The sequence below is a fragment of the Bradyrhizobium sp. AZCC 1678 genome (assembly GCF_036924765.1).
GTDB lineage: Bacteria > Pseudomonadota > Alphaproteobacteria > Rhizobiales > Xanthobacteraceae > Bradyrhizobium > Bradyrhizobium algeriense.
On sequence record NZ_JAZHSE010000001.1, the window covers coordinates 3,292,699 to 3,316,751 of the forward strand.

At 62.8% G+C, this 24,053-nt stretch carries 19 protein-coding genes; 15 read left to right on the forward strand and 4 right to left on the reverse strand.

Annotated features, from left to right (window positions below):
* Positions 1-2: 2 nt before the first annotated feature.
* The 3 genes from eutC to V1294_RS15580 all read left to right on the forward strand — a co-directional run bounded on the left by eutC (position 3) and on the right by V1294_RS15580 (position 4,695).
* The gene (gene eutC / locus V1294_RS15570) at positions 3-776 is read left to right on the forward strand and encodes an ethanolamine ammonia-lyase subunit EutC (protein WP_334498376.1); all 774 of its coding nucleotides are present in this window, start codon (positions 3-5) and stop codon (positions 774-776) included.
* A gap of 406 nt (positions 777-1,182) precedes the next feature.
* Positions 1,183-3,558, forward strand: coding sequence for an efflux RND transporter permease subunit (locus V1294_RS15575; RefSeq protein WP_334482343.1), 2,376 nt, complete (start codon positions 1,183-1,185; stop codon positions 3,556-3,558).
* 78 nt (positions 3,559-3,636) lie between these two features.
* Positions 3,637-4,695, forward strand: coding sequence for a hypothetical protein (locus V1294_RS15580; protein ID WP_334498378.1), 1,059 nt, complete (start codon positions 3,637-3,639; stop codon positions 4,693-4,695).
* 57 nt (positions 4,696-4,752) lie between these two features.
* On the opposite strand, the gene V1294_RS15585 is transcribed toward V1294_RS15580, so the two are convergent.
* Complete coding sequence (locus tag V1294_RS15585) at positions 4,753-5,256, reverse strand: hypothetical protein (protein WP_334498380.1); 504 nt, start codon at positions 5,254-5,256, stop codon at positions 4,753-4,755.
* A gap of 438 nt (positions 5,257-5,694) precedes the next feature.
* Here V1294_RS15585 and V1294_RS15590 point away from each other — a divergent pair, with 438 nt between their 5' ends.
* From V1294_RS15590 to V1294_RS15635, 10 genes are all read left to right on the forward strand, one after another.
* A complete protein-coding gene (locus V1294_RS15590) occupies positions 5,695-5,934 on the forward strand; it encodes a cysteine rich repeat-containing protein (RefSeq protein WP_334482339.1) in 240 nt (79 codons plus the stop codon).
* A 192-nt stretch (positions 5,935-6,126) separates the two neighbouring features.
* Positions 6,127-7,005 (forward strand): squalene synthase HpnC, encoded by an 879-nt coding sequence (gene hpnC / locus V1294_RS15595; RefSeq protein ID WP_334498382.1) that lies wholly within the window; start codon positions 6,127-6,129, stop codon positions 7,003-7,005.
* A complete protein-coding gene (hpnD, locus tag V1294_RS15600) occupies positions 7,002-7,841 on the forward strand; it encodes a presqualene diphosphate synthase HpnD (protein ID WP_108513147.1) in 840 nt (279 codons plus the stop codon). The genes hpnC and hpnD overlap by 4 nt, the downstream gene beginning before the upstream one ends.
* On the forward strand, positions 7,841-9,094 hold the full coding sequence (hpnE, locus tag V1294_RS15605) for a hydroxysqualene dehydroxylase HpnE (RefSeq protein ID WP_334498385.1): 1,254 nt from the start codon (positions 7,841-7,843) through the stop codon (positions 9,092-9,094). The genes hpnD and hpnE overlap by 1 nt, the downstream gene beginning before the upstream one ends.
* A 66-nt stretch (positions 9,095-9,160) precedes the next feature.
* A complete protein-coding gene (gene shc, locus V1294_RS15610; protein ID WP_334498387.1) occupies positions 9,161-11,140 on the forward strand; it encodes a squalene--hopene cyclase in 1,980 nt (659 codons plus the stop codon).
* A complete protein-coding gene (locus tag V1294_RS15615) occupies positions 11,137-11,886 on the forward strand; it encodes a phosphorylase (RefSeq protein WP_417021170.1) in 750 nt (249 codons plus the stop codon). Before shc ends, V1294_RS15615 begins: the two co-directional genes overlap by 4 nt.
* A 615-nt stretch (positions 11,887-12,501) precedes the next feature.
* Positions 12,502-13,146, forward strand: coding sequence for a TetR/AcrR family transcriptional regulator (locus V1294_RS15620; RefSeq protein WP_334482333.1), 645 nt, complete (start codon positions 12,502-12,504; stop codon positions 13,144-13,146).
* Positions 13,143-14,831, forward strand: a complete 1,689-nt coding sequence (locus V1294_RS15625) for an acyl-CoA dehydrogenase family protein (protein WP_334498389.1) — start codon at positions 13,143-13,145, stop codon at positions 14,829-14,831. Before V1294_RS15620 ends, V1294_RS15625 begins: the two co-directional genes overlap by 4 nt.
* A gap of 29 nt (positions 14,832-14,860) precedes the next feature.
* Entirely contained in the window at positions 14,861-15,703 is an 843-nt protein-coding gene (locus tag V1294_RS15630) for a class II aldolase/adducin family protein (protein WP_334498392.1), read from the forward strand.
* Entirely contained in the window at positions 15,649-16,587 is a 939-nt protein-coding gene (locus V1294_RS15635) for a Rossmann-like and DUF2520 domain-containing protein (protein WP_334498394.1), read from the forward strand. The genes V1294_RS15630 and V1294_RS15635 overlap by 55 nt, the downstream gene beginning before the upstream one ends.
* Positions 16,588-16,679: 92 nt before the next feature.
* Here V1294_RS15635 and hpnH read toward each other — a convergent pair whose 3' ends face one another.
* On the reverse strand, positions 16,680-17,840 hold the full coding sequence (gene hpnH / locus V1294_RS15640; protein WP_334498396.1) for an adenosyl-hopene transferase HpnH: 1,161 nt from the start codon (positions 17,838-17,840) through the stop codon (positions 16,680-16,682).
* 66 nt (positions 17,841-17,906) lie between these two features.
* Positions 17,907-18,833, reverse strand: a complete 927-nt coding sequence (gene ispH, locus V1294_RS15645; RefSeq protein ID WP_108513140.1) for a 4-hydroxy-3-methylbut-2-enyl diphosphate reductase — start codon at positions 18,831-18,833, stop codon at positions 17,907-17,909.
* Positions 18,834-19,282: 449 nt separating this feature from the next.
* On the opposite strand from ispH, the gene V1294_RS15650 reads away from it, so the two are divergent.
* Positions 19,283-21,871, forward strand: a complete 2,589-nt coding sequence (locus tag V1294_RS15650) for an MMPL family transporter (RefSeq protein WP_334498398.1) — start codon at positions 19,283-19,285, stop codon at positions 21,869-21,871.
* Here the strand turns inward: V1294_RS15650 and V1294_RS15655 are convergent.
* Positions 21,839-22,504 (reverse strand): DUF2147 domain-containing protein, encoded by a 666-nt coding sequence (locus V1294_RS15655; RefSeq protein ID WP_334498400.1) that lies wholly within the window; start codon positions 22,502-22,504, stop codon positions 21,839-21,841. The genes V1294_RS15650 and V1294_RS15655 overlap by 33 nt on opposite strands.
* Positions 22,505-22,631: 127 nt before the next feature.
* On the opposite strand from V1294_RS15655, the gene hpnO reads away from it, so the two are divergent.
* Entirely contained in the window at positions 22,632-24,023 is a 1,392-nt protein-coding gene (gene hpnO, locus V1294_RS15660) for an aminobacteriohopanetriol synthase HpnO (protein WP_334482321.1), read from the forward strand.
* Positions 24,024-24,053 lie beyond the last annotated feature (30 nt).

Here is a 24,053-nt window from a genome sequence, read left to right on the forward strand (position 1 = left end):
CCATGAAAACGCCGGCGCCGCCGTCTCGCTCGCTCGACGCCTTGCGGGAGCTGACGCCGGCGCGTGTCGGGCTCGGCCGCTCCGGCGCGAGCCTGCCGACCGATGCCCTGCTTGCCTTCACGCTCGACCACGCGCGGGCGCGCGATGCCGTTCACATAGCTTTCGATGCGCCGCATCTGGTTGCCGGATTGGCCGGTCTGGGCCTGCAGGTCGGCGAGGTTTCCAGCCAGGCGCAGAACCGGCGCGACTATCTGCGCCGTCCCGATCTCGGACGCATGCTGGATGCGGATTCGCGGCGCGCGCTGGAAAAGCAAAGCGGCAGCGCGAGCGAGATTGTGATCGTGATCGGCGACGGGCTGTCGCCGGCGGCCGTCAATGCCCACGCGGTCGAACTGGTTTGCCATCTGGCGCCGCGCCTGACGGAGGCGGGAATCTCGTTGGGCCATGTCGTGGTTGCATCGGGCGCGCGGGTGGCGCTGGGCGACGAGATCGGCGCCGTGCTCGGCGCGCGGATGGTGGTGATGCTGATCGGCGAGCGGCCCGGCCTGTCGGCGCCCGACAGCCTCGGCGCCTATCTGACCTTTGCGCCGCGCATCGGCCTCACCGATGAGAAGCGCAATTGCGTGTCCAATATCCATGGTGCAGGCCTGAGCTACGACGAGGCCGCGTTCAAGATCGCCTGGCTGGTGCGTGAGGGGATCGCGCGGCAGGTCACCGGCGTGGCGCTGAAGGACGAAAGCGGAAACGCGCTCATCTCCGCCAGGCCGATCGATTGAGCCCGAAACGGACCGACGTGCGGCCGCTACGTCGTTCCGGCAAGCGCCGCGTCACTTGCCGGGCGATTTCCTCGCATGCGCCGCTTCCCGAAAAATTGACCGAAGCTGGTCGCGCCGCGCCGTCGCGACTGGCATTGGCGTTAACTGCCGGAACGCCCCCAAGGGCGTGCCGGCGGGTGTGGCAAATCAGAGACTTAACGCGCATTTTCGTCACCTTCGTGTCGATTTCGCCCGCCGCGCGCGCTTGCCGGATGGGGTCCGGCCCTGTAAAACGGCGCCGGTTAATTTACCGCGTGATTTCAATGGCTAGCGCCGATCGGATGGGGGCTGGCAAAGCCGCATTCGCGCCACCAAGCTGCATAAAACCAAGCTGCACAAACAAGCCGACGTGAGAACTGGACAGGGTATGCTCGACAAGAACTCCGAAAGTCACGTCCACGTCGAAGCTATCGAGGAGCCGCCGCCGGGCAAGAGCATCGCCTTCGGGCTCGAGCGCATGGGCCTGATCGCGGTCAAGGCGCCGATCCTGTCCATGATCATTCTCGCCGCGCTGATGGTGGCTGCGCTGTTCGGCATCGAGCGGATCAAGATCGACGACTCGCTGAGCCAGCTGTTCCGCTCCGATTCCAAGGACTACAAGCAATACGAGGCCGTGACCAAGCGCTTCCCGGCGACCGAATTCGACGTGCTGGTCGTGGTCGAGGGCAAGACGCTCTTGGCCCGCGAGAACCTCGAAAAGATCCGCGACATGGTCACCGACCTGCAACTGGTCGAGGGCGTGCGCGGTCTGGTGTCGCTGTTCTCGGCGCGCCAGGCGCCGGAGCCCGGCAAGCTGCCGGCCGCGCTGTTCCCGCCCGAATTGCCGCAAGGCGCCGCCTACGACAAGTTCGTCGAGACCGTCAAAACCAACGAGATCATTCGCGGCAAGCTGTTGTCGGAGGACGGCACGCTGGCCCTGATCGTGCTGTCGCTCGAACCGAAGGTCGTTTCCTCAAACGATCTCGGCAAGGTGGTCGGCGAAATGCGCAAGATCATGGCCGACGATCTGTCGGGCAGCGGTCTTAACGCCCAGCTCTCCGGCGTTCCCGTGATGCAGCTGGAGATCCGCAACGCGGTCAAGCGCGACGGGCTGACCTACAACATCCTCGGCATTCTGGCCGGCTGTATCATCGCGATCATCTTCTTCCGCAAGATATCGTTCATGGTGGTTGCGGCCTTTCCGCCGATCATCGCGATCCTGCTCGCGCTCGGTGGCCTCGGCTGGGCCGGTTTCAATCTCAACATGTTCCTGAACGTGATGACGCCGCTCATCATGGTGATCAGTTTTTCCGACTCGATGCAGCTCACCTTCGCAGCGCGCGACCGCCTGATTGCGGGCCAGGACAAACTGACCGCCTTCACCAACGCCGTGCTGGTGGTGGGCCCGGCTTGCGTGCTGACCCACGGTACCGCCGGCATCTCGTTCATCGCCCTGCAATTCTCCGATTCCGAACTGATCCGAAAATTCGGCGAGGCCGGATTGGCCGCCACCATCATCGCGCTGATCGCGGTGCTTTCGCTGGTGCCGGTGTTCGGCATATTGTTCGTCCGCAACGAGAAGATTTTCGCGGTAAAATTCCAGAGCGCGGATGCCGGCGTGCAGGCGCTGCGCAATTTCTGCTACTGGATCGCGGTGCGCATGGTCGGCCGTCCCGGGCTGTTCAGCCTGCTCGCGTTGCTGCTCGTCGCCGGCCTCGGCTTCATCTACGCCACGCTGGAGCCGCGCTATCGCCTCGCCGATCAGGTGCCGGACAAGCGGCAGGCGGTGGCGGCTTCGAGCCGTCTTGACGCCAAGCTCACCGGCGCCAATCCGATCGACGTGCTGATCGAATTCCCCAAGGGCGCCTCGCTCTATGCGCCGGATACGTTGAAGACGATCGCCGAAGTTCACGCGATGGTCGAGAAATCGGCCGGCGTCGGCAACGTCTGGTCGCTCGAAACCCTGCGCCGCTGGCTCGCTGAAAAGGCCGGCAGCAGCGACGTCGCGACGCTAAAGGAATATGTCAGCGTTATCCCGGAACATCTGGTCCGTCGCTTCATCTCGGCCGATCAGGATGCGGTGGTGGTTTCGGGGCGCGTTCCCGACCTCGATTCCAGCGAAATCCTTCCCGTGATCGACAAGCTCGACAAGTCGCTCGACAAGGTGCGCGCCGAGCATCCCGGCTTCGAAATCGCGGTCACCGGCCTGTCGGCGATTGCAGCGCGCAACAGTGCCAACATGATCTCGAAACTCAATCACGGCCTGACGATCGAGTTCCTGCTGGTTGCGATCTTCATTGGCCTGGCGTTCCGCTCGGTCGTGGTGATGTTCTCCTGCATCCTGCCCGGCATCTTCCCGGTCGTGGCATCGGGCACGGTGCTGTGGATATTGGGCGAGGGGCTGCAATTCGCCAGCGTGGTCGCGCTGACGGTGTCGTTCGGCCTCGGCTTGAGCGCCACCATCCACTTCCTCAACCGGCTGCGGCTGGAGAGCAAGCCCGGCGTTGGCTCGGGGCTGGCGGTCGAGCGCGCCACCGTGCTGGTCGGCCCGGCGCTGATCCTGACCACGGTGGTGCTGGCCTGCGGCCTCGTCGTCACGGTGTTTTCCGACCTGCCGTCGCTGCGGCTGTTCGGCTGGCTCAGCGCGTTCTCGATGATCGCAGCCCTGGTCGCGGATCTCTTCATCCTGCGGCCGACCTCGATGTTCCTGATCAATTTGTCGGAAAAGATTCGCGGCGTCAGTCACGCCAAGCCCACGGAATAGCGGCTTGCCGAACAACAGCCGCTGGTGAACGACAAAAGGCTGCCGGCTAACTAACGGCTGTCGCAGAGAGGCTGAGGAATGACGTCTGCAGGATTAGCCGCGCGCCTTGCGGCCGATGCCGCCGCCTACCGCGCGGTCGAACACATCTATCATTCCTATCTCACCGGGCTGATCCTGATGCTGGCCTCGCGGGCGGGTGCACCGCGCGCGGCCGAGGTGGTGTTTCGAACCTTTCGCCGGCAGCAACTGGCGCGCTTCCTTCCCGGATTGAAGAAGCTCGGCCTCGACCAGCTTCCACATGCGGTGGCGTGCGCCCAATATCATTATCTGTCGAACCAGGTCGGCGGCGTGAAGGTCGAGTATGTCTACGAGAGCGACACCAAGGCCTGGGTGCGCTATCCGCCGCCGCGCTGGATCTGGTCCGGCACCGCGATCTGCGGCATCCCTTCCGAAGTCTCGCGGGCGATGCTGCGCGGATGGCACGCCAATAACGGCGTCGTGCTCGGCAATCCCAGGCTCGGCTTCGTCTGCACGGGGCAGACCGTCGACGGCCAGCCGGGGCTGGAGGGTTACTACAAGGAGTGGGACCGCGATCTCGCGCCCGAGGAGCGGCTGCAGTTTTCGCCCGGCGAGCGCTGTCCGCCGTTCCGGGCCGATCTCGCGCCGCGCCTGCCCGGAAACACATGGCCGGAGGACCGGCTGCAGAAGGTGCTTCGCAATTATGCGATGGAGTACGTTACGTCGATCGTGCCGGAGACGATCCGGGTGCTTGGCCCGGAAGAGGGCGGCCACCTCGCCGGCGCCGCGGCGCGGCTCGTCGGGATGCACACCTTCGACGAGGTAGCTCGGCTGTTGGGCGGCGTGGATTCCGGCGCGGCGGGTTTCGCCAAGGCCTTTGCCCGGCTTGCCCGCGGGCAGGACGACGACGCGGAATTCCAGGTGGAAGGCTTGGGCGCCAGCGTGCGCCAGACGTCGTGGCGCCTGATGGCGGAACGTGAAGCGCTGTCGCCTCAAGTGTTCGATGCCTGGAACGAATTATGGGTGGGAGCAGCGCTTGCGCATGACCGCTTCATACGCGTCGAAGTGACGGAACGCCGCGACCGCGGCGATGCGCACTGGAGCTGGAAATTCGGCTGATCAAAATGAAAAGGCAGCGCTGCGACACTGCCATTCACACTGTTTCAAAGGGCCGCGTCAGGTCCTTGTCATCGTGATCTTGACGCCGCGGATCTCGCCCTTGGAGTCGATCTGCACGCTCTGCTTGTTGCCGGTGGTCCGCAAATTCAGGTTCGCTGCAAATCCGGAGGCCTCGACGAATACTTCGATCTGGCCGCCGCCTGCGGTGCCCTGCAGATTGCCGAAGATATTGCGGCTCTTCTCGCTCCAATTGCCCGAGATGCGCTCACCCTGGCTGGTGACGTCGCTCGACAGGTCGAACTTGTAGCTGTCGCTGGCGCAGTGCAGATTCTGCTTCAGGCCAAGCCCGCTGGCGTTGACCTTGTAGTCGGCCTTGCAGCGGATGTTCTCGGTGGTGCCGTTGGAGAGCGCGACCGTGCCCGTGCCGCTCCAGTTTCCGTCAAAACCGGCAAACGGGCCTCCCGCCTGGGCATGGCTTGCGGTGACCGACAACATGAGCGCGGCGCCGACGCCAGCAGCTGCGAGAGCCTGACCGAACAAGCTGGAACCAAACAGTTTCATCGTAGTTTTCCCATCAAATAGACGTTCTTTGCAAAGATACGTCTCGCCGCATCGAAGATTTAGTGTTCCCGCAGTATCTTAGGTTCAAATGACGGAGCGTTGTTTCCGGCGCTTTCGGCACGAAAAAGTGCGCAATCGGCCGAGTGGAATCGAAACATTCACACCGACTTCGTCAGCGCAGCATCTAGCTTTGCACCGCATTGTCTGCAACAACCAATTGCCGGGAAAGTGTGGCGGAAATACACTTTAGATATCAGTTGGTTATTAAAGGTGCTTAGGTCGCCGTCAAGGTCGCCGTAAATTTGTCCGCATTTACCATGCTTGTCATCTGCTCGTTGCTGCGTTACGCGGCACTGCCATCCAAACAAATCCGTTCCGGCGATGCCGAAAGCGCAAATCGGGGAACAGGGTTTCTTGCTGCCGAAATGAAGGAATACGATGCGTAAATCTCTCTTGGCCCTCACCTTGTTGTCGATCTCGGTCTCATCGCATGCGGCATTCGCGCAGCAACAGCGCAGCGGAACGGCGGAAGAGCAGAAGGCCTGCACCCGTGACGTGCAGAAGTTCTGCCGTCCGGTCATCGATCAGGGCGATTTCACCGTCCTGGCGTGCCTCAAGGAAAATCGCTCCAAGATCAGCGCGGCCTGCAACCAGGTTCTCAAGAACAACGGCCAATAAAAACGCGCTGCGTCCGTTAACCCTCGCGGAAACGGCATTTTCGGCTCTATGACGCGCGTCACGGGCGGGGTTAATCAGCCCATATAGCATTGGTTTTGGCGACGTATTCCCCTATATGGGGCTCGCGATCTCCCGGCATGCGCCGAGCATCGGCGCATGCCGCCAATTCCGATTGATGTAGCCAGTTTCTTAATGACCAGCGCGAGCGACCTGAGATCCGGAAAGACCCACCGCGACGAGAATTTTCCTGTCGCGTCGTGGATCATTCATCCGCGTCACCGGGCGCTGATCCTCGCATTCTACAATTTCGTCAGGACGGCCGACGACATCGCCGATCACGCGACGCTCGGCGCCGACGACAAGCTGCGCTATCTCGACCTGCTCGAAGCCGAGTTGCTGGGCAAGGGCGACACGCAACCGGAGGCGGTCAGCCTGCGCCGCGCTTTTGCAGAGCGTGCGATGGCGCCGCGCCACGCGCTCGACGTGCTGGTCGCGTTCCGGATGGACGTCACCAAGTTGCGCTACGAGAACTGGGACGACGTCATTCACTATTGCCGCTATTCCGCGATGCCGGTAGGGCGCTTCATGCTCGACGTTCATGGCGAGAGCACCTCGACCTGGGCCGCGTCGGACGCGCTGTGCGCGGGGTTGCAGATCAATAACCATCTGCAGGACTGCGCCAAGGACTACAAAAACCTCAACCGCGTCTACCTGCCGCGCGATGCGCTGGCCGCAAGCGGCGCCACCGTTGAGATGCTGGGCGAGGCGAAGTCGCAGCCGGCGCTGCTGCAATGCCTCCATGCGCTCGCGGTGCGGACCGAAGCCCTGCTCAATGAAAGCAGGTCGCTCAGCGCCGAGGTAAAGGATTTCCGGCTCGGGCTCGAAATTGCCGTGATCCAGGCCTTTGCCGACAGGATCGTCGGCATGCTGAAGGTGCGCGACCCGCTTAGCGAGCGCGTGCATTTGAGCAAGCCCGAATTGCTCGTGCAGGGCATCGGCGCCATCACGAGCGAAATGATCAGGCGCGCTGCGGGGCGTCGCCCCCAGACAAAACCGGTGGCCGGCGCATGACGTTGCAGACGGCGGCGGCCAACGCAGATTACGGCACCACTGCGTCGGGCAGTTCGTTCTATGCCGCGATGCGCATCCTGCCGCGCGACCAGCGCGAGGCGATGTTCCAGATCTACAGCTTCTGTCGGCAGGTCGACGACATCGCCGATTCCGATGGGCCGCGGCCCGAGCGGCTGGCAGCGCTGCAGCAATGGCGCGAGGACATCGATGCGCTATATCACAGTCATCCGCCGCCGCGCCTGCAAGATTACGCCGCCTCGGTGAAAACCTTCGGCCTCAAGCGCGAGGATTTTCTCGCTGTGGTCGACGGCATGGAGATGGACGTGCCACAGGACATTCGTGCGCCGGATCTTGCCACGCTCGATCTCTATTGCGATCGCGTTGCCAGCGCCGTCGGGCGTCTGTCGGTGCGGGTGTTCGGCCTGCCCGAGGATGACGGAATCCAGCTCGCCCATCATCTCGGCCGCGCGCTGCAATTGACCAACATCCTGCGCGACATCGACGAGGACGCGGGGCTCGGCCGGCTGTATCTGCCACGCGAAAGCCTGCTGCTTGCCGGCATCACCACCGACGACCCCAATCGGGTGATCGTCGATCGCGCGCTGCCGAAAGTATGCCTGCCGCTGGCCGAGCGCGCGAAAAAGCATTTCGAGAAGGCCGACGAGATCATGAAACGCAATTCGCGCCGCGTGGTGCGCGCGCCGCGGATCATGTCGAAATATTACCGCGCGATCCTGGACCTGTTGCTGGCCCGCGGCTTTGCCGCGCCGCGTGAGCCGGTCCGTGTCCACAAATGGGCGAAGATCGCCATCCTTCTCCGTTACGCGATCATCTGATGCAGAAAAACGCTCATATCATCGGCGCCGGCGTTTCCGGCCTCTCGGCCGCTGTACGGCTCGCTAACGCCAATTACCGGGTGCATGTCCACGAGGCCACGCAGCAGGCCGGCGGCCGCTGCCGGTCCTATTTCGACGCGGCCACCAATCTCACCATCGACAACGGCAATCATTTGCTGTTGTCCGGCAACCGCCATGCGCTGGCCTACGCCAGATCGATCGGCACCGAGGCGGGGCTGGTCGGGCCGAAGCTTGCGCAGTTTCCCTTTGTCGACATCATGACCGGCCAGCGCTGGCAGCTCGACCTCGGCGACGACAAATTGCCGCTATGGGTGTTCGACGAGGCGCGCCGCGTCCCCGATACCAAGCTGTTCGATTATCTCGCATTGGCGCCGTTGATCTGGGCAGGCACTGGAAAGTTGGTCGGCGACACGATCCCCTGCAAAGGCACGCTGTACCAGCGGCTGGTGCAGCCGCTGCTGTTGGCCGCGCTCAACGTCGATCCGCCCGAGGGTTCGGCGGGGCTGGCCGGTGCGATCGTGCGGGAAACGCTGCTGGCGGGCGGGCAGGCCTGCCGGCCGCTGATCGCACGCGACGGCTTGAGCGCGGTGCTGGTCGAGCCGGCGATCAGGCTGTTGCAGGACAAGGGCGCCTCGATCCAGTTTGGTCATGAGCTGCGCGAATTCGCGATGACAGGCAACGCCGTTGGCGAGTTGAAATTCGGCAGCGACGCGATTGCGATCGGCCCCGACGACGTCGTGGTGCTCGCGGTGCCGCCGCGCCCGGCGGCGGCGCTGTTGCCGGGCCTGAAGACGCCGTCGAAATTCCGCGCCATCGTCAATGCGCATTTTCGCTTCGATCCGCCCCGCGATGCCGTGCCCATCCTCGGCGTGGTCGGTGGCCTCGTGGAATGGCTGTTCGCATTTCCGCAACGGCTGTCGGTCACCATCAGCAATGGCGACCGCCTCGTCGACATGCCGCGCGAAGAACTCGCGCTGGCGATCTGGCGGGATGTCTGCAAGGCTGCGGGGCTGCAGGGCGACCTGCCGTTGCCGCCCTGGCAGATCGTGCGCGAGCGTCGCGCGACTTTCGAGGCCACACCGGAGCAGAACGCGCTGCGGCCGGGGGCGGTGACATCATTCAAAAACCTGTTTCTCGCCGGCGACTGGACTGATACGGGATTGCCGGCAACCATCGAAGGATCGATACGGTCGGGCGACCGCGCCGCCGATCTGATCCTGGCGAGGCGTTAAAAGCCCGACGGACGTTGCGTGACCGGGTTCACAGAACCCGGTCGCGAATAGAGGGATGTCTAGCGAATGCTTTCCGTAGACAAAAAAATTGCAGTCGATTCCGTCGCGACCGTCGACCCGGTCGCGCTGGAGAAGAGCATCTCGTCGGCGACCGAAGCGCTGCTCGGCTATCGGCAATCCGACGGACATTTTGTGTTCGAGCTGGAAGCCGACAGCACCATTCCTGCCGAATATATCCTGCTGCGTCACTATCTCGCTGAGCCCGTCGACAGCGCGCTGGAAGCCAAGATCGCGAACTACCTGCGCCGCACGCAAGGCAATCATGGCGGCTGGCCCTTGGTGCAGGACGGCCCTTTCGACATGAGCGCGAGCGTCAAATCCTATTTCGCGCTGAAGATGATCGGCGATTCCGTCGATGCGCCGCACATGGTGCGCGCGCGCGAGGCGATCCGCAGCCACGGCGGCGCGGCCCGCGTCAACGTCTTCACGCGATTCCTGCTGGCTTTCTACGGCGTGCTGAGCTGGCGCGCGGTGCCGGTGTTGCCGATCGAGATCATGCTGCTGCCGATGTGGTCGCCGTTTCATATCAACAAGATTTCCTACTGGGCGCGCACCACGATCGTGCCGTTGATGGTGATGGCGGCGTTGAAGCCCTTGGCGAAAAATCCCAAGGGCGTCGGCGTCGACGAGTTGTTCCTGCAGGATCCCAAGTCGGTCGGAATGACGCCGAAGGCGCCGCATCAAAGCTGGGGCTGGTTCACGCTGTTCAGCACGCTCGACAAGATCCTGCGCGTCGTCGAACCGCTGTTTCCGAAGAAGCTGCGCCAGCGCGCGATCGATGCGGCGCTCGCTTTCACCGAGGAGCGGCTGAACGGCGAAGACGGCATGGGCGCGATCTATCCGCCGATGGCCAACATCGTCATGATGTACGACGCGCTCGGCAAGGGACCGGACTATCCGCCGCGCGCGGTCACCCGCAAGGGCATCGACAAGCTGCTCGTGATCGGTGAGCACGAAGCCTATTGCCAGCCCTGCGTCTCGCCGGTGTGGGATACCGCGCTGACCTGCCACGCGCTGGCGGAGGCCGGCGGCGAAGATACCATCAAGAAGATGGAACAGGGCCTGGATTGGCTGAAGCCGAGGCAGGTGCTTGATCTCAAGGGCGACTGGGCGGTGAAGGCGCCCGATGTCCGTCCGGGCGGCTGGGCGTTCCAGTACAACAATGACTATTATCCCGATCTCGACGACACGGCTGTGGTCGTGATGGCTATGGACCGGGCGCGGCGGGCGTCGGGCAGCAAGGAATACGACGAAGCGATCTCGCGCGGCCGCGAGTGGATCGAGGGCCTGCAGAGCCGCGATGGCGGCTGGGCCGCCTTCGACGTCAACAACCTCGAATATTACCTCAACAACATCCCGTTCTCGGACCATGGCGCGCTGCTCGATCCGCCGACCGAGGACGTCACCGCGCGCTGCATCTCGATGCTGGCGCAGCTCGGCGAGACTGCCGAGACCAGCAAGGCGGTCGCGGACGGGATCGCCTATTTGCGCCGCACCCAGCTCGCGGAAGGGTCATGGTACGGCCGCTGGGGCCTCAACTACGTCTACGGAACCTGGTCGGTGCTGTGTGCGCTCAATGCCGCAGGGGTGAGCCACCAGGACCCGATGATTCGCAAGGCGGCCGATTGGCTGCTTTCGATCCAGAACGAGGACGGTGGCTGGGGGGAAGATGCGGTCAGCTACCGACTCGATTACAAGGGATTTGAGGGCGCGCCGTCGACCTCCTCGCAAACGGCATGGGCCTTGCTTGGACTGATGGCGGCCGGAGAGGTCGAAAACCCGGCCATCGTGCGGGGTGTGGAGTACCTAAAAGCCACACAGACCGAGAAAGGGCTGTGGGACGAGGCGCGTTACACGGCTACAGGCTTTCCGCGGGTGTTTTATTTGCGTTATCATGGCTACTCGAAGTTCTTTCCGCTCTGGGCGCTGGCGCGGTATCGGAATTTGAGAAGCACCAACAGCAGGGTGGTAGGGGTCGGGATGTGACTTTGGGCGTGGGGGCCGCCGCGATCGTGGACAATTCGGTTGATCGCAATTCGAATGATCCGCGGCCAGTTTTGATCGTAACAGGATTGGTGCAGGAGGCCCGCATCGCGGCCGGGCCCGGCATGATCGTCATCTGCAGTTCCAGCGACCCGCAGCAATTGCGCGCGTTGCTGGCGACGCTGGATTCCACCACTTTCAGGGGTGTCATCTCGTTCGGCGTCGCCGGCGGGCTGGATCCGTCGCTGAAATCGGGCGACGTGGTGGTGGCGACCGAGGTTCTGGCGGGCGATACCCGTTTTCTGGCAGGTCTGGCGCTAAACGAGGAAATGATCGCCAGTGCGGCATTGCGTCGCCGCCGCGTAGTCCGTGGTGGCCTGGCCGGCGTGGAACAGGTGATTGCGGCGACCGCCTGCAAGGCCGCGCTGCATTCGGAGACGGGCGCGGCAGCGGTCGATATGGAAAGTCATATTGCCGCGGCCTATGCGGCTAAGGCCGGCTTGCCGTTCGCGGCGCTGCGGGTCATCTCCGATCCCGCCAGCCGGGCGCTTCCAGCGCTGGCCATGAGCGCCATCAAGCCGAACGGCGACATCGACCTCCGCAAGGTGCTGCGCGGGGTGGCGCGCAATCCCACCTCGCTGCGCGCGCTGGTCTCCACGGGAATCGATTTCAACCGCGCGCTGCGCTCCCTGCGTGGTTGCCGCGGCTTCCTGCACGGCGAAGAGGGGCTCGCCACCGCGGCGGTCTGATCCGCGCCGGCTTTTCAGAAAGCACCAAATTAAAGAGAAAGGCTCCGGTTGGTTCGAACCGGGGCCTTTGAAAATAGCTGCCTCGCCCTGAAGCGCGCGCATGGGCGGCCAGCTCCGATGACGTTCCGCATTCCAAGCTTAAATCAACGTGATCCGTCACCCGGGGATGAACGCAAGTGTGTTCACCTAGAGGTTGGCCGCGCGCAGCACGGCCCTCGCAGGGCGGCGGCCAATTCTTGTTAAAAGAACTTGCCGCTCATTCTTCGAGGCTCGCCCAGCCGTGCAAGTGCACCGCAAGGTTCGCACCTCCAGCGACAACGGCGAAGCCGTTGCGTGGGGATGACGGAGATGGTGCGAGCGCGCATGCATCGACCCCAAAATCATCAGGCTTTGGCTCGCCGTATTCAGATGCGGGGCTGGGTAAGCGCGTTCGCGTCCCTGGCGCCTCTGAGCGTGGCGTTGGTTTCAGATGCATTGATCCCGGGCGACACGCCAAAGCCTTCCTCGCAACTGGCGTCGCTTTTCCGACCGCAGGAACCCGCCGGGATACTTGACAAGCGCCGGCATTCGCTCAAGGATGAATTATGATCCTGTATTCATGAATTAAGGTTCACTATGGCAATTGCTGCAGTTCGCCTCAATCAACTCGTTGAAACCAAAGCGCGCATCCTGGATGCCGCACGCGACGCCGTGGCGCTGAGCGGGTGGAAGGATGCCCAGATCGCCCTGATCGCCGCACGGGCGGGGGTGGCTACCGGCAGCGTGTACCGCTACTTCGACTCGAAGGCGGACCTGTACGCGCAAGTGCTCGGGCTGGTTTCCGAGCGCGAGGTGGCCGTGGTCGCCGCGATCGTCGAGGCGGAGGGATCTGCGTCCCAGTGTCTGGTGGACGCGATTTACACCTTCTCGATACGCGCGATGCGCGGCCGCCGTCTGGCCTACGCGCTGATCGCCGAACCATGCGAGCCGGAGATCGACGCGGCGCGCCTGAAATACCGGGCGGCGCTCGCCGATCAGATCGCCGGGCTTGTCCGGCGCGGCATCGCCAGCGGCGAATTCATCCAAATCGACGCGAACGTTGCGGCATCGTGCGTGACCGGCGCTTTCATGGAGGCCCTCGTCGGTCCCCTGGCGCCGGAAGCGGCTCCCGATTCCGAAGCGGCAAAGTCGATCGCACAAGCCATCGCGGGGCTTTCCGCGCGCATGCTGTTTCGGCACGCCACGCCTGAATTGACCCTGGTATCGAAAGTCTCGGCATGAATGCGCGCGTCCAGCCGGTTGCCGTCGCGGAAGCGAAAGCCAGTCCGTTTGCGACCCACGAAGTCCGCAATCAGGCGCGGCCAGCCCTCGGTTTCAACGCGTTCGATGACGATCGGGCGCTGAGCGGCCTGATCGCAAAGATCGTGCCGTGGGCAAGGGAAAAACTTTCTGCGCTCGGCGCCCATGCCGGAAGCGATTCCGTGCAGGAGGCCGCGCGACTTGCCAACGAGCACGAACCGAAACTGCTGACCCATGACCGGTATGGCAACCGGAATGACTGGGTCGAGTTTCATCCGGCATGGCATCAATTGATGGCGCTGGCGTTCCAAAGCGAGGTCCATAGTCTGGCCTGGTCGACGAGCGAACCGAATGGACATTTGGCGCGTGCGGCGCTGAGTTACCTCTGGAATCAGATCGAGAACGGCGTCGGCTGCCCTACCGGGATGGCTTACGCCGCGATCGCGGGGTTTTCCGACAAACCGCAATTTGCGACGTGGCGGGAGCGAACGCTGGTGGCGGACTACGACCCGCGGCGGCTTCCCATCGAAGCCAAGCGTGCGGCGGTCATCGGCTATGCGATGACCGAGAAGCAGGGCGGCTCCGATCTGCGCGAAACCCAGACCACCGCACGATTCATCGAACGCGGTGCGCATGGCGAGATCTATTCGATCACCGGCCACAAATGGTTTTTCTCGGTGCCGGTGGCCGACGGGTTCTACACGCTGGCCCGGACCGAATCCGGCGTAAGTTGTCTGTTCGTGCCGCGCCTGCTGCCCGACGGCAGCGCCAACCGCATCTTCATTCAGCGTTTGAAGGACAAGTGCGGCAACCGTTCAAACGCTTCGAGCGAAATCGAATACCACGACACGTGGTCGATCCTTGTCGGCGAAGAAGGGCGCGGCATCAGGGAAATCCTTTCGCATGCTCATCTGACCCGGCTGGATTTTGCGGCAGGATCCGCCGGGCTGATGCGGCAGGCCTTGAGCCTGGCATTGAACCACGCGCAAACGCGAACGGCGTTTGGCAAGCCCATGTCCGAGCTTCCCATGCAGCGCAATGTGCTCGCCGACCTCGCACTTGAGAGCGAGGCGGCGATGCTTGGCGCACTTCGGGTCGCGCGGGCGACCGACGGCCTGCAGACCAGTGAACACGAACGGCTGCTGGCGCGGGTTGCCACGCCCGTGGTGAAGTTCTGGAATTGTCAGCGGGCACCCTCTTTCAGCTACGAGTGCCTGCAGGTGCACGGCGGCAACGGCTTCATCATGGAGAATGCGATGGCGCGCCTTTACCGCGAGGCGCCGCTGAATTCGATCTGGGAGGGCACCTCGAACATGATGTGCATGGACGTTCTGCGGGCCATGCAACGGGATGCACGCTGCCGGGACGCATTTGTCGACGAACTGCGTGCGAGCAGGGGCCTCAACCGGATCTACGACAGCAGCACGGAAGATCTTGCCGACCGGTTGAGTGCACGATACCCGGATGACGGGCATGCGAGGGCGCTGGTTACCCGGATGGCGCATGCGTTGCAGGCTGCCGAGATGTTGCAGCATGGCGATGCCGATGCCGCCGATCTCTTCGTGAAATCCAGGCTGGGCATGGATGGGATGCACGTATTCGGCGCTCTTCCATCGTCGGAAGGCCTTGCCCAGATCGTGGAGCGTGCCTCCGTCATCCGCCACTAGAAAGGGACCGCGGTTGCGGGCCAGGTAACATGCGTCAAACCGAAGTTCGCTCTGTCAACGATATCCGGGCCACCGTGGGGGAAGAGGAGTGGGCGGCGCGGGTTGATCTCGCGGCGTGCTATCGCCTGGTGGCGCTCTATGGAATGACCGACCTGATCTACAACCACATCAGTGCACAGGTCCCGGGGCATGACGACCAATATCTGATCAATCCGTATGGCATGCTGTACGAGGAAATCACGGCGTCGAGCCTCGTCAAGATCGACATCGAGGGGCAAACTCTGCTGCAGCCCGATCACGGCTACAACGTTAACGTCGCCGGATTCTATCTGCATGCCCCGATCCACCGGGCGCGGCCCGACGTGAAGTGCGTTCTCCATACCCACACCAGGGCTGGCACGGCAGTCAGCACGCTCGCCGAAGGGCTGCTTCCGTTGTCCCAGACGGCGATGCGGTTTCACGGGCGGATCGGCTATCACGACTTCGAGGGACCGGCGATCGATCGGGACGAATGCGACCGGGTCGTCGCCGATCTCGGCCGAAACGACGTACTGGTTTTGCGCAATCATGGTCTGCTGGTCTGTGGCAACACGATTCCACAGGCGTTCAATGCGATCTATTGGCTGGAGCAGGCTTGCCGGATACAAATAGACGCGCTCGGTTGCGGCCGGCCGCTTCACGCGCCGACAGAAATGGCGATCGGCAACACGGTGACCTGCTTCGCGGGCACCGAGATCACGCTGGACAATGAGCGCGACACCAATCCGGTATTGAATGAGGCGGCGCAAAATCTGCAAGCCGGTTACGGGCTGCTGGAATGGCCGGCGCTGCTGCGAAAGCTCGACCGCATCGACGGGAGCTACGCTCAATGAGCATTGAGCTCGCGGCGTTGCGAATCGGCTTCATCGGCGCCGGCCGTGTTGCGCAAACGCTCGCGCTGGCGTTTGACCGCGCGAACCTGAACGTCGCGGCTTTCTACAACCGTGGCTCCGATGCGGCGCAGCGCCTAGGATCCCGGGTACCGTCAGCACGGCCGATGCCGCACGCGCAGCATGTCGTGGACGATTGTGACGTGCTCTTCCTGACGGTGAGCGACGACGCGATCCTGCCGGTCTGCCGCGATTTGCGCTGGGAGCCACGTCACCGCGTCGTCCATTGCAGCGGAGCAACCGAATTGACCGCGCTGGATCACGCGAAATCCAGCGGTGCCGTAACCGGCGGATTCCATCCGATGCAGATGTTTGCAAATCCCGACGTCGCGCTGGAGGGTTTGCGGGGATGCACCGTCGGCATCGAAGCAGACCCCGATTTCAGGCGTGACCTGGAACGGCTCGCCACCAGCATCGGGTGCGAACCGCTGGCGCTGCCGGCCGGCGTGCGGGCGCTTTATCACGCCTCGGCCTACTATGTCGGTCCGTTCCTGATCGCATTGCTCAAGGAAGGCGTCGAACTCTGGAAGAGTTTTGGCGCCAGCGAGGCCGACGCGCTGCGTGCCATGATGCCGCTGCTGAGGGGAACGGTCGCGGCCGTTCTTGACGGCGGACTGGCCAACGGCATGGGTGGCTGCGTGGCGCGCGGGGACGTCGGAACGATCCTCAAGCACCTCGAAGCATTGGATGAGCGCTTTCCTTCCTCGGGCGCGTTGTACCGCGAACTGGCCCTCCGCAATGTGCCGCTCGGAATCGAGCGTGGCACACTCAGTGCTGGGCGCGCGGCAGCGATCGAGAATCTGCTTCTGCGGACTCGGACGAAGTAGCGGTCGTTCCGTGACAGTCTGAGAGACACGCAAAAAAGAAAGGGCCCCGGTTCGCCTGAACCGGGGCCCAAAAATCTTTTGTTGTGTTCCGCTCAGGCGGCGGTGGATGCCTTCTGTTGCTGCTTGGCGGCTGCCGCAGCCGCTTCGTCCTTGCGGATCTCGGACAGGCGCTTCTGCACCTCGGCCGAGAAGATGTATTGCGCCGGACGCTGCTTGGAGAGATCGATCTCGGGCGCCATCGGGCCCGTGGTGCGGACGCCGCGCAGCGCGACCCACATCGCCTTCAGCGGATTGACCAAGGCTGCGTTGGCAGCCGTCGGCTCGTAGCCGCAATGCGCCATGCAGTCGGCGCACTTCTCGTACTTGCCGGTGCCGTAGGTCTCCCAGTCCGTCGTCTCCATCAGCTCCTTGAAGGTCTTGGTGTAGCCTTCGCCGAGCAAATAGCAGGGCTTCTGCCAGCCGAAGATGTTGCGGGCCGGCATGCCCCAGGGCGTGCATTCGTAGCTCTGGTTACCTGCGAGGAAGTCCAGGAACAGGCCGGAATGCATGAAGTTCCACTTCTTGCCCTTGCCGAGCGCGAATACGTCGCGGAACAGCTTCTTGGTCTTGGTGCGGTTGAGGAAGTGCTCCTGGTCGGGCGCGCGCTCATAGGCGTAGCCCGGCGACATCGAGACACCGACGCCAAGTTCGGTGGTGAAGTCGAGGAATTTTGCGATCTCTTCCGCCGGATGGCCATCGAAGATCGTGGCATTGACGTTGACGGTAAAGCCGCGCGCTTTCGCGGCCTTGATCGCCGAGACGGCGCGGTCGAACACGCCCTTCTGCGACACCGCCTTGTCGTGGTGGTCCTTCAACCCGTCGAGATGCACCGAGAAGAACAAATAGGGCGAGGGCTCGAACAGATCGAGCTTCTTCTCCAGCAGCAGCGCGTTGGTGCACAGCGAGACGAACTTCTTGCGCGCCACGAGGCCGCGCACGATCTCGCCGATCTCCTTGTGGATCAGCGGTTCGCCGCCGGGGATCGCCACCATCGGCGCGCCGCATTCGTCGGCCGCATCCCAGCATTCCTGCGCCGACATGCGGCGGTTGAGGATCGCGTCGGGATAGTCGATCTTGCCGCAGCCGACACAAGCGAGGTTGCAGCGGAACAACGGCTCCAGCATCAGCACAAGCGGATAGCGCTTCCGGCCAAGCAGCTTCTGCTTGATCAGATAGCCACCGATACGCATTTCCTTGAAGAACGGTATTGCCATTTGAGAGATTTTCTTTCTGGACTTGAGTCTGGGCCTGGAGCCCAGACTTGGAACTCTTGAAGTGGATCAACCCGCAGTCAGTTCGGCCGGAAGACGGAACTCGATATTTTCTTCCCGGCCGGGAAGTACCGACACCTTGACGGGTCCGATACGCCTCAAAGCCTCGATCACGTCGTCGACCAAAACTTCGGGCGCCGAGGCGCCCGCCGTAATGCCGACGGCTTTCGCATCCTTCAACCAATCGGGATTCAACTCGCTCCCGTCGGCAATGAGATAACTCGCGACCCCGACCTCGGTGCCGATTTCGCGAAGCCTGTTTGAGTTGGAACTATTGGCGGCCCCCACCACCAAAATGACGTCCACCAGTTTACTTAGGTCCCTTACCGCAGATTGGCGGTTCTGTGTCGCATAGCAGATATCCCGGATGTCGGGGCCTTGAATATCTGTAAATTTGGCCTGAAGGGCGGCAATTATGTCCTTTGTGTCGTCCACGCTGAGGGTGGTCTGGGTGATATAGGCCAGCGGGGCGTCGGTCGGCAGCGTCAGCGCCGCCACCTCGTCGACGTTCTGGACCAACAGAACCGGCCCCGGAACCTGACCCATGGTGCCCTCGACCTCGGGATGGCCGGCATGCCCGATCAATACCAGGGTACGGCCCTTGGACATATACCGCTTGCCCTGATTATGGACCTTGGTGACCAGCGGGCAGGTGGCATTGAGGACGGGCAGGCCGCGGGCGGCGGCCTCCTCCTCAACGCTGCGGGCCACGCCGTGGGCGCTGAAGACGGTTACCGCCAGCGGCGGAACCTCCGACAGGTCCTCGACGAAGATCGCGCCCTTGGCTTTAAGGCTTTCGACCACGTATTTGTTGTGCACGATCTCGTGCCGAACATAGACCGGCGGACCGTACTTCTCGAGCGCGCGCTCAACGATTTCGATGGCACGCACGACGCCCGCACAAAATCCGCGGGGCTGCGCTAGATACACTTCCATGGGATGTCCATTACGCTGTTGCACCAGGTACTGAATTCGCAAATTCACCCAAAGGTCTCCGTGCAGCCGGTCACATCCGGATCTGCAATATCCGCACCATGACCGGAACCCGCAGGTAATCCCACCCAAGTAGATGGAAGCGCAGGACTATGTGTCAAAAATTGTGCGGTTGGAAAAGGTGCATCGCGCAATGGTTACCAAGCCGTAGGTAATTAAATACCTAAAAGCGGCTTATGAGAACCGTTGTTCCTTACCGGTTCGTCACTTTATCGCCCTTTCGGACGGGCTATACCGGCCCCCGAACACCGTCCGGTCGGTTTTGGCGGCTTCGCTTGAACCCTTGTGAACCCTTGGGCAAGTAACCAAAACAACATTAGATCGGCTCCGGGAACTCCGCTAGACAGCGGGCGTTTTCGCCCAGCTCTCCTTGAGATTTAGAAAGAAACGAAGTGCTGACCAGTATTGTTGTCGCCATTGTCAGAACCTGTACGCGGTTTGCCACTCTCGTCGTCATCGTCTCGCTGCTTCTGGCGGTCGGGGCGAGCTACTATGCGGCCCGGCATTTCGCCATCAACACCGACATCAACACGCTGATTTCGCCCGACCTCGACTGGCGCAAGCGCGACAATCAGTTCGAGCACGCGTTCGACCGCGAAAAACTGATTCTCGCCGTGGTCGAGGCGCCGACGCCCGAGCTCGCCAGTGCCGCGAGCAAGGCGCTTTTCACAAAGCTCTCCGGGGACACCAAGCATTTCGAATCGGTGCAGCCGCTGGGGTCGGGCGAGTTCTTCGAAAAGAACGGGCTGTTGTTCCTGCCGGTGGAGGAAGTCGGCAAGGTCGCCGGCCAGCTCGAAGCCGCCGCGCCCCTGATCGAGATCATGGCCGGCGATCCCTCGATCCGCGGCCTGACCGGGGCGCTGGAGACCGGGCTTGCCGGCGTCAAGCGCGGGCAGGTCAAGCTCGACAATACCGAACGGCCCTTCAACCTGATCAGCCAGACGGTCGAGGACATCCTGAACAAGGGGACGGCGACATTCTCCTGGCGCGAACTTACCAGCGACAAGCCTTTAACCGATGCCGATCGCCGCGCCTTCATCGAGTTCAAGCCGAAGCTCGACTACAGCGAACTGGAACCCGGCAAGGGTGCGACCGACGCGATCCGGCAGGCCGCGACCGATCTCAATTTTGCAGGCCAATACAGCGCGCGGGTGCGGCTGACCGGCCCGGTTCCGATCGCGAATGAGGAATATTCGACCGTGCAGGACGGCGCGATCGTCAACGGTGTCGTCACGGTGCTCATTGTCCTCGTGATTCTCTGGATGGCGCTGCACTCCTCGAAGATCATCTTCGCGGTGTTCGTGAACCTGTTCATCGGCCTTTCGCTGACGACCGCGGTCGGCCTGATGATGGTGGGGTCGCTGAACCTGCTGTCGATCGCCTTTGCCGTGCTGTTCGTCGGCCTCGGCGTCGATTTCGGCATTCAGTTCAGCGTCCGTTATCGTTCCGAGCGTTTCAAGAACGAAAATCTGGCGCTGGCGCTGGAGAGCGCGGCCAGACGCTGCGCGGTGCCGCTTTCGCTCGCCGCGATGGCGACCGCCGCCGGCTTCCTGTGTTTCCTGCCGACCGACTACAAGGGCATTTCCGAACTCGGCAAGATCGCCGGCGCCGGCATGCTGATCGCGTTCATCACCAGCATCACGTCCCTGCCTGCCATGCTGAAGCTGCTTCACCCGCCCGGCGAAAGCGAGCCGGTCGGTTACGCGTTTCTGGCGCCGGTGGACGAGTTCCTCGAAAAGCATCGCGTCATCATCGTCGTTGGTACGCTGCTCCTCGTCGTGGCCGGCCTGCCGCTGCTCTATTTCATGAAGTTCGACTTCAACCCGATCAACCTGCGCAATCCGAAGGCTGAATCGATCGCGACCTTCCTCGACCTGCGCAAGGACCCCAACACCGGCGCCAACGCCATCAACGTGCTGACCACCTCGGAAGCGGAAGCGAAGAAGATCGAGGCGCGGCTTGGAAAGTTGCCGGAAGTCCTGCGCGTGATGTCGATCGACAGTTTTGTCCCTGAGGATCAGCCGGCGAAGCTGCAACTGATCGCGAAGGCGGCGAGGGTGGTCGGGCCCGCGCTCAATCCCGATTCTGTCGATGCCGCGCCCACCGATGAAGAGAATGTGGAGGCGCTGAAGAGTTCGGTCGACAGCCTGCGCAGGACCGCCGGCGACGGCAAGGGGCCGGGCGCGGTCGCATCGCGGCGGCTGGCGGACGCGCTGTCGAAACTTGCCGGCAGCAACCAGGCGACGCGCGACAAGGCGCAGGGCATTTTCGTCACCCCGCTCAAGATCGTATTCGATCAGCTCAGGAACACGATGCAGGCCGGCCCCGTCACGCTCAAGACGCTGCCGCCGGAACTGCTGAACAGCTGGAAATCCAAGGATGGGTTGATTCGCGTCGAGGCGCTGCCGAAGGGTGATCCCAACGACAACGACAATTTGCGCCGATTTGCCGATGCGGTTTTGGCGGCCGAGCCGAATGCGATCGGCGGGCCGGTGTCGATCCTCAAATCCGGCGACACCATCGTGAAGGCGTTCATCCATGCCGGCATCTGGGCGCTGCTGGTGATCAGCCTGCTGCTCTATTTGACGCTGCGGCGGATCTCCGACGTGCTGATGACGATGGTGCCGCTGCTGGTGGCCGGCGCGGTGACGCTGGAACTCTGCGTGCTGATCGGGCTGCCGCTCAACTTCGCCAACATCGTCGCATTGCCGCTGCTGCTCGGCGTCGGCGTCGCCTTCAAGATCTATTATGTCACGGCCTGGCGCGAGGGCAGAACGAACCTGCTGCAGTCGAGCCTGACGCGCGCGATCTTTTTCTCGGCGCTGACGACCGCGACCGCCTTCGGAAGCCTGTGGCTATCCAGTCATCCCGGCACCGCCAGCATGGGCAAATTGCTGGCGCTGTCGTTCGTCATCACGCTGGCCGCGGTGCTGCTGTTCCAGCCGGCGCTAATGGGCAAACCGCGCGATGTCGGGAAGTAGGCAGATATCGCCGATATCGGCGGGCTGGGCCGCCGTGGCCGCCGCCTGCTTCTGAGCGGGCGCAGCCTTCGGCGCGGGCGCAGGATTCGCCGCAGCGGGTGCCGGATTTACCGCACCCGTGGTCTTCGGCGCCGTCGGCGCAGGTGCTGCGGTTTTGGGCGGCGCGCCGGCTGGTCCCTTCGGCGCACCCTTGGCCATGCTGTTGGCAGGGCTCGAGGGAATCGGCGGTCCGACACGGGTCCAGGTTTCACCGCCGCACAGGAAGCCGAGCACGCAGCCCTGAATCTCGAGCTGGTCGGTGCCGACAGGCTTGATCGTCGAGCTGTAGAGCTGTCCGTCCTTGGCGTTGTAGACTTGGCCTTCCCAGGCATCGACGCCGGGCTTCTTCTTCATTTCGATCAGGATCGGCATGCCCAAGGTCGGCCGGCTCTGCTTGGCGGTATCAGGATTATTCTTGTCCTTGCCGCCCGGCGTCTTTTCCCAGGCGACGACGCCCCACATGTTGCCGCTACATTGGGCGACGCGGATGTTGGCCACACCATCGGCTACTTTCCAGTCACCTGTGGGATCGGCGGCAAGCGCAACGGTAAGACCTGTGGCCAAAAAAACTCCCGAATAAACTATTGTACGCACGATGGTTCTTGGGCAGTGCAACATGGTTCAGACCTGTGTTTAAGTAAGATGATCCAATGCGGGGGTCAAAACGCCGCATTGAGTGTTTTCAGTTGACGAAACGGCCATCAACCGACGTATGTAGCGAATGCCAAGTTCATATCTAGACGTTTCCGGGCTGTTTGAAGAGCGGCAGGCGCAGCGCAGTTCCATGCATGCGCGCCATTTGAACGAGCAGCTCGTCCGGGTGCTGAAGACCATCGGCTACGATGTGGGCTTTCAGAAGGGTCAAGGTCAATACCTGTTCGATCGGGACGGCGCCCGCTATCTTGATCTACTGAGCGGATTTGGCGTTTTTGCGATTGGCCGCAATCATCCGGCGTTGCGTCTGGCGCTGAAAAGCGTGCTCGACAGCGATTTTCCCAATCTGGTTCAACTTGATGTGTCCACGCTCGCGGGCGTGCTGGCGGAACGCCTGCTCGAACATGTGCCATATCTGGACAAGGTGTTCTTCGCCAATTCCGGTGCCGAGACCGTCGAGGCCGCGATCAAGTTCGCGCGCGGCGCGACCGGCCGCCCGGGCATCGTCTCCTGCTCGCATTCCTTCCACGGCCTGTCCTACGGCGCGCTGTCGCTGATGGACGATGCGAACTTCCGCAGCGGATTCGAGCCGCTGCTGCCGGGATGCACGCAAGTGCCGTTCAACGATCTCGCCGCCCTCGAGCAGGCGTTGTCGTCGCGTCAGGTCGCGGCCTTCATCGTCGAGCCGATCCAGGGCAAGGGCGTCAACCTGCCCACGGACGAATTCCTGCCGGGCGCCGCTGCGCTCTGCAAGAAGTACGGCACCATCTTCATCGCCGACGAAATCCAGACCGGTGTCGGCCGTACCGGAAAATTCCTCGCGGTCGAGCACTGGAATGTCGAGCCGGACATGGTGCTGCTGGCGAAGGCGCTGTCGGGCGGTCACGTGCCGGTCGGCGCGCTGCTGACGCGCAAGCACATCTTCGACAAGATATTCAACCAGATGGACCGCGCGGTCGTGCACGGCTCGACCTTTGCGAAGAACGATCTGGCGATGGCCGCCGGTATCGCCACCCTCGACGTGATCAAGAACGAAAAGCTGGTCGAGCAGGCCGCCAAGCGCGGCGCCGAACTTCGCCTCGCGCTGACGCGGATGGTGCCCGGCTATGAATTGCTGAAGGAAGTGCGCGGCAAGGGATTGATGATCGGCATCGAGTTCGGTCCGCCGAAATCGCTGCGGTTGAAGGCATCCTGGAATCTGCTGGAGACCGCCAACAAGGGCCTGTTCTGCCAGCTCATCACGGTGCCGCTGTTCAAGGATCACAAGATCCTGACGCAAGTCTCCGGCCACGGCAGCCACACCATCAAGCTGCTGCCGCCGCTCGTGATCACGGAAGAAGACTGCAGCTGGATCGAAAAGTCTTTCGACGACGTCATCGCCGCCAGCCACAAGGTCCCCGGCGCGATCTGGTCGCTCGGCAAGACGCTGGTCGACAACGCGGTGCGGAAGTCGGCGTAAGCACAGGCCCTGTAGCCCCGTAGCCCGGAT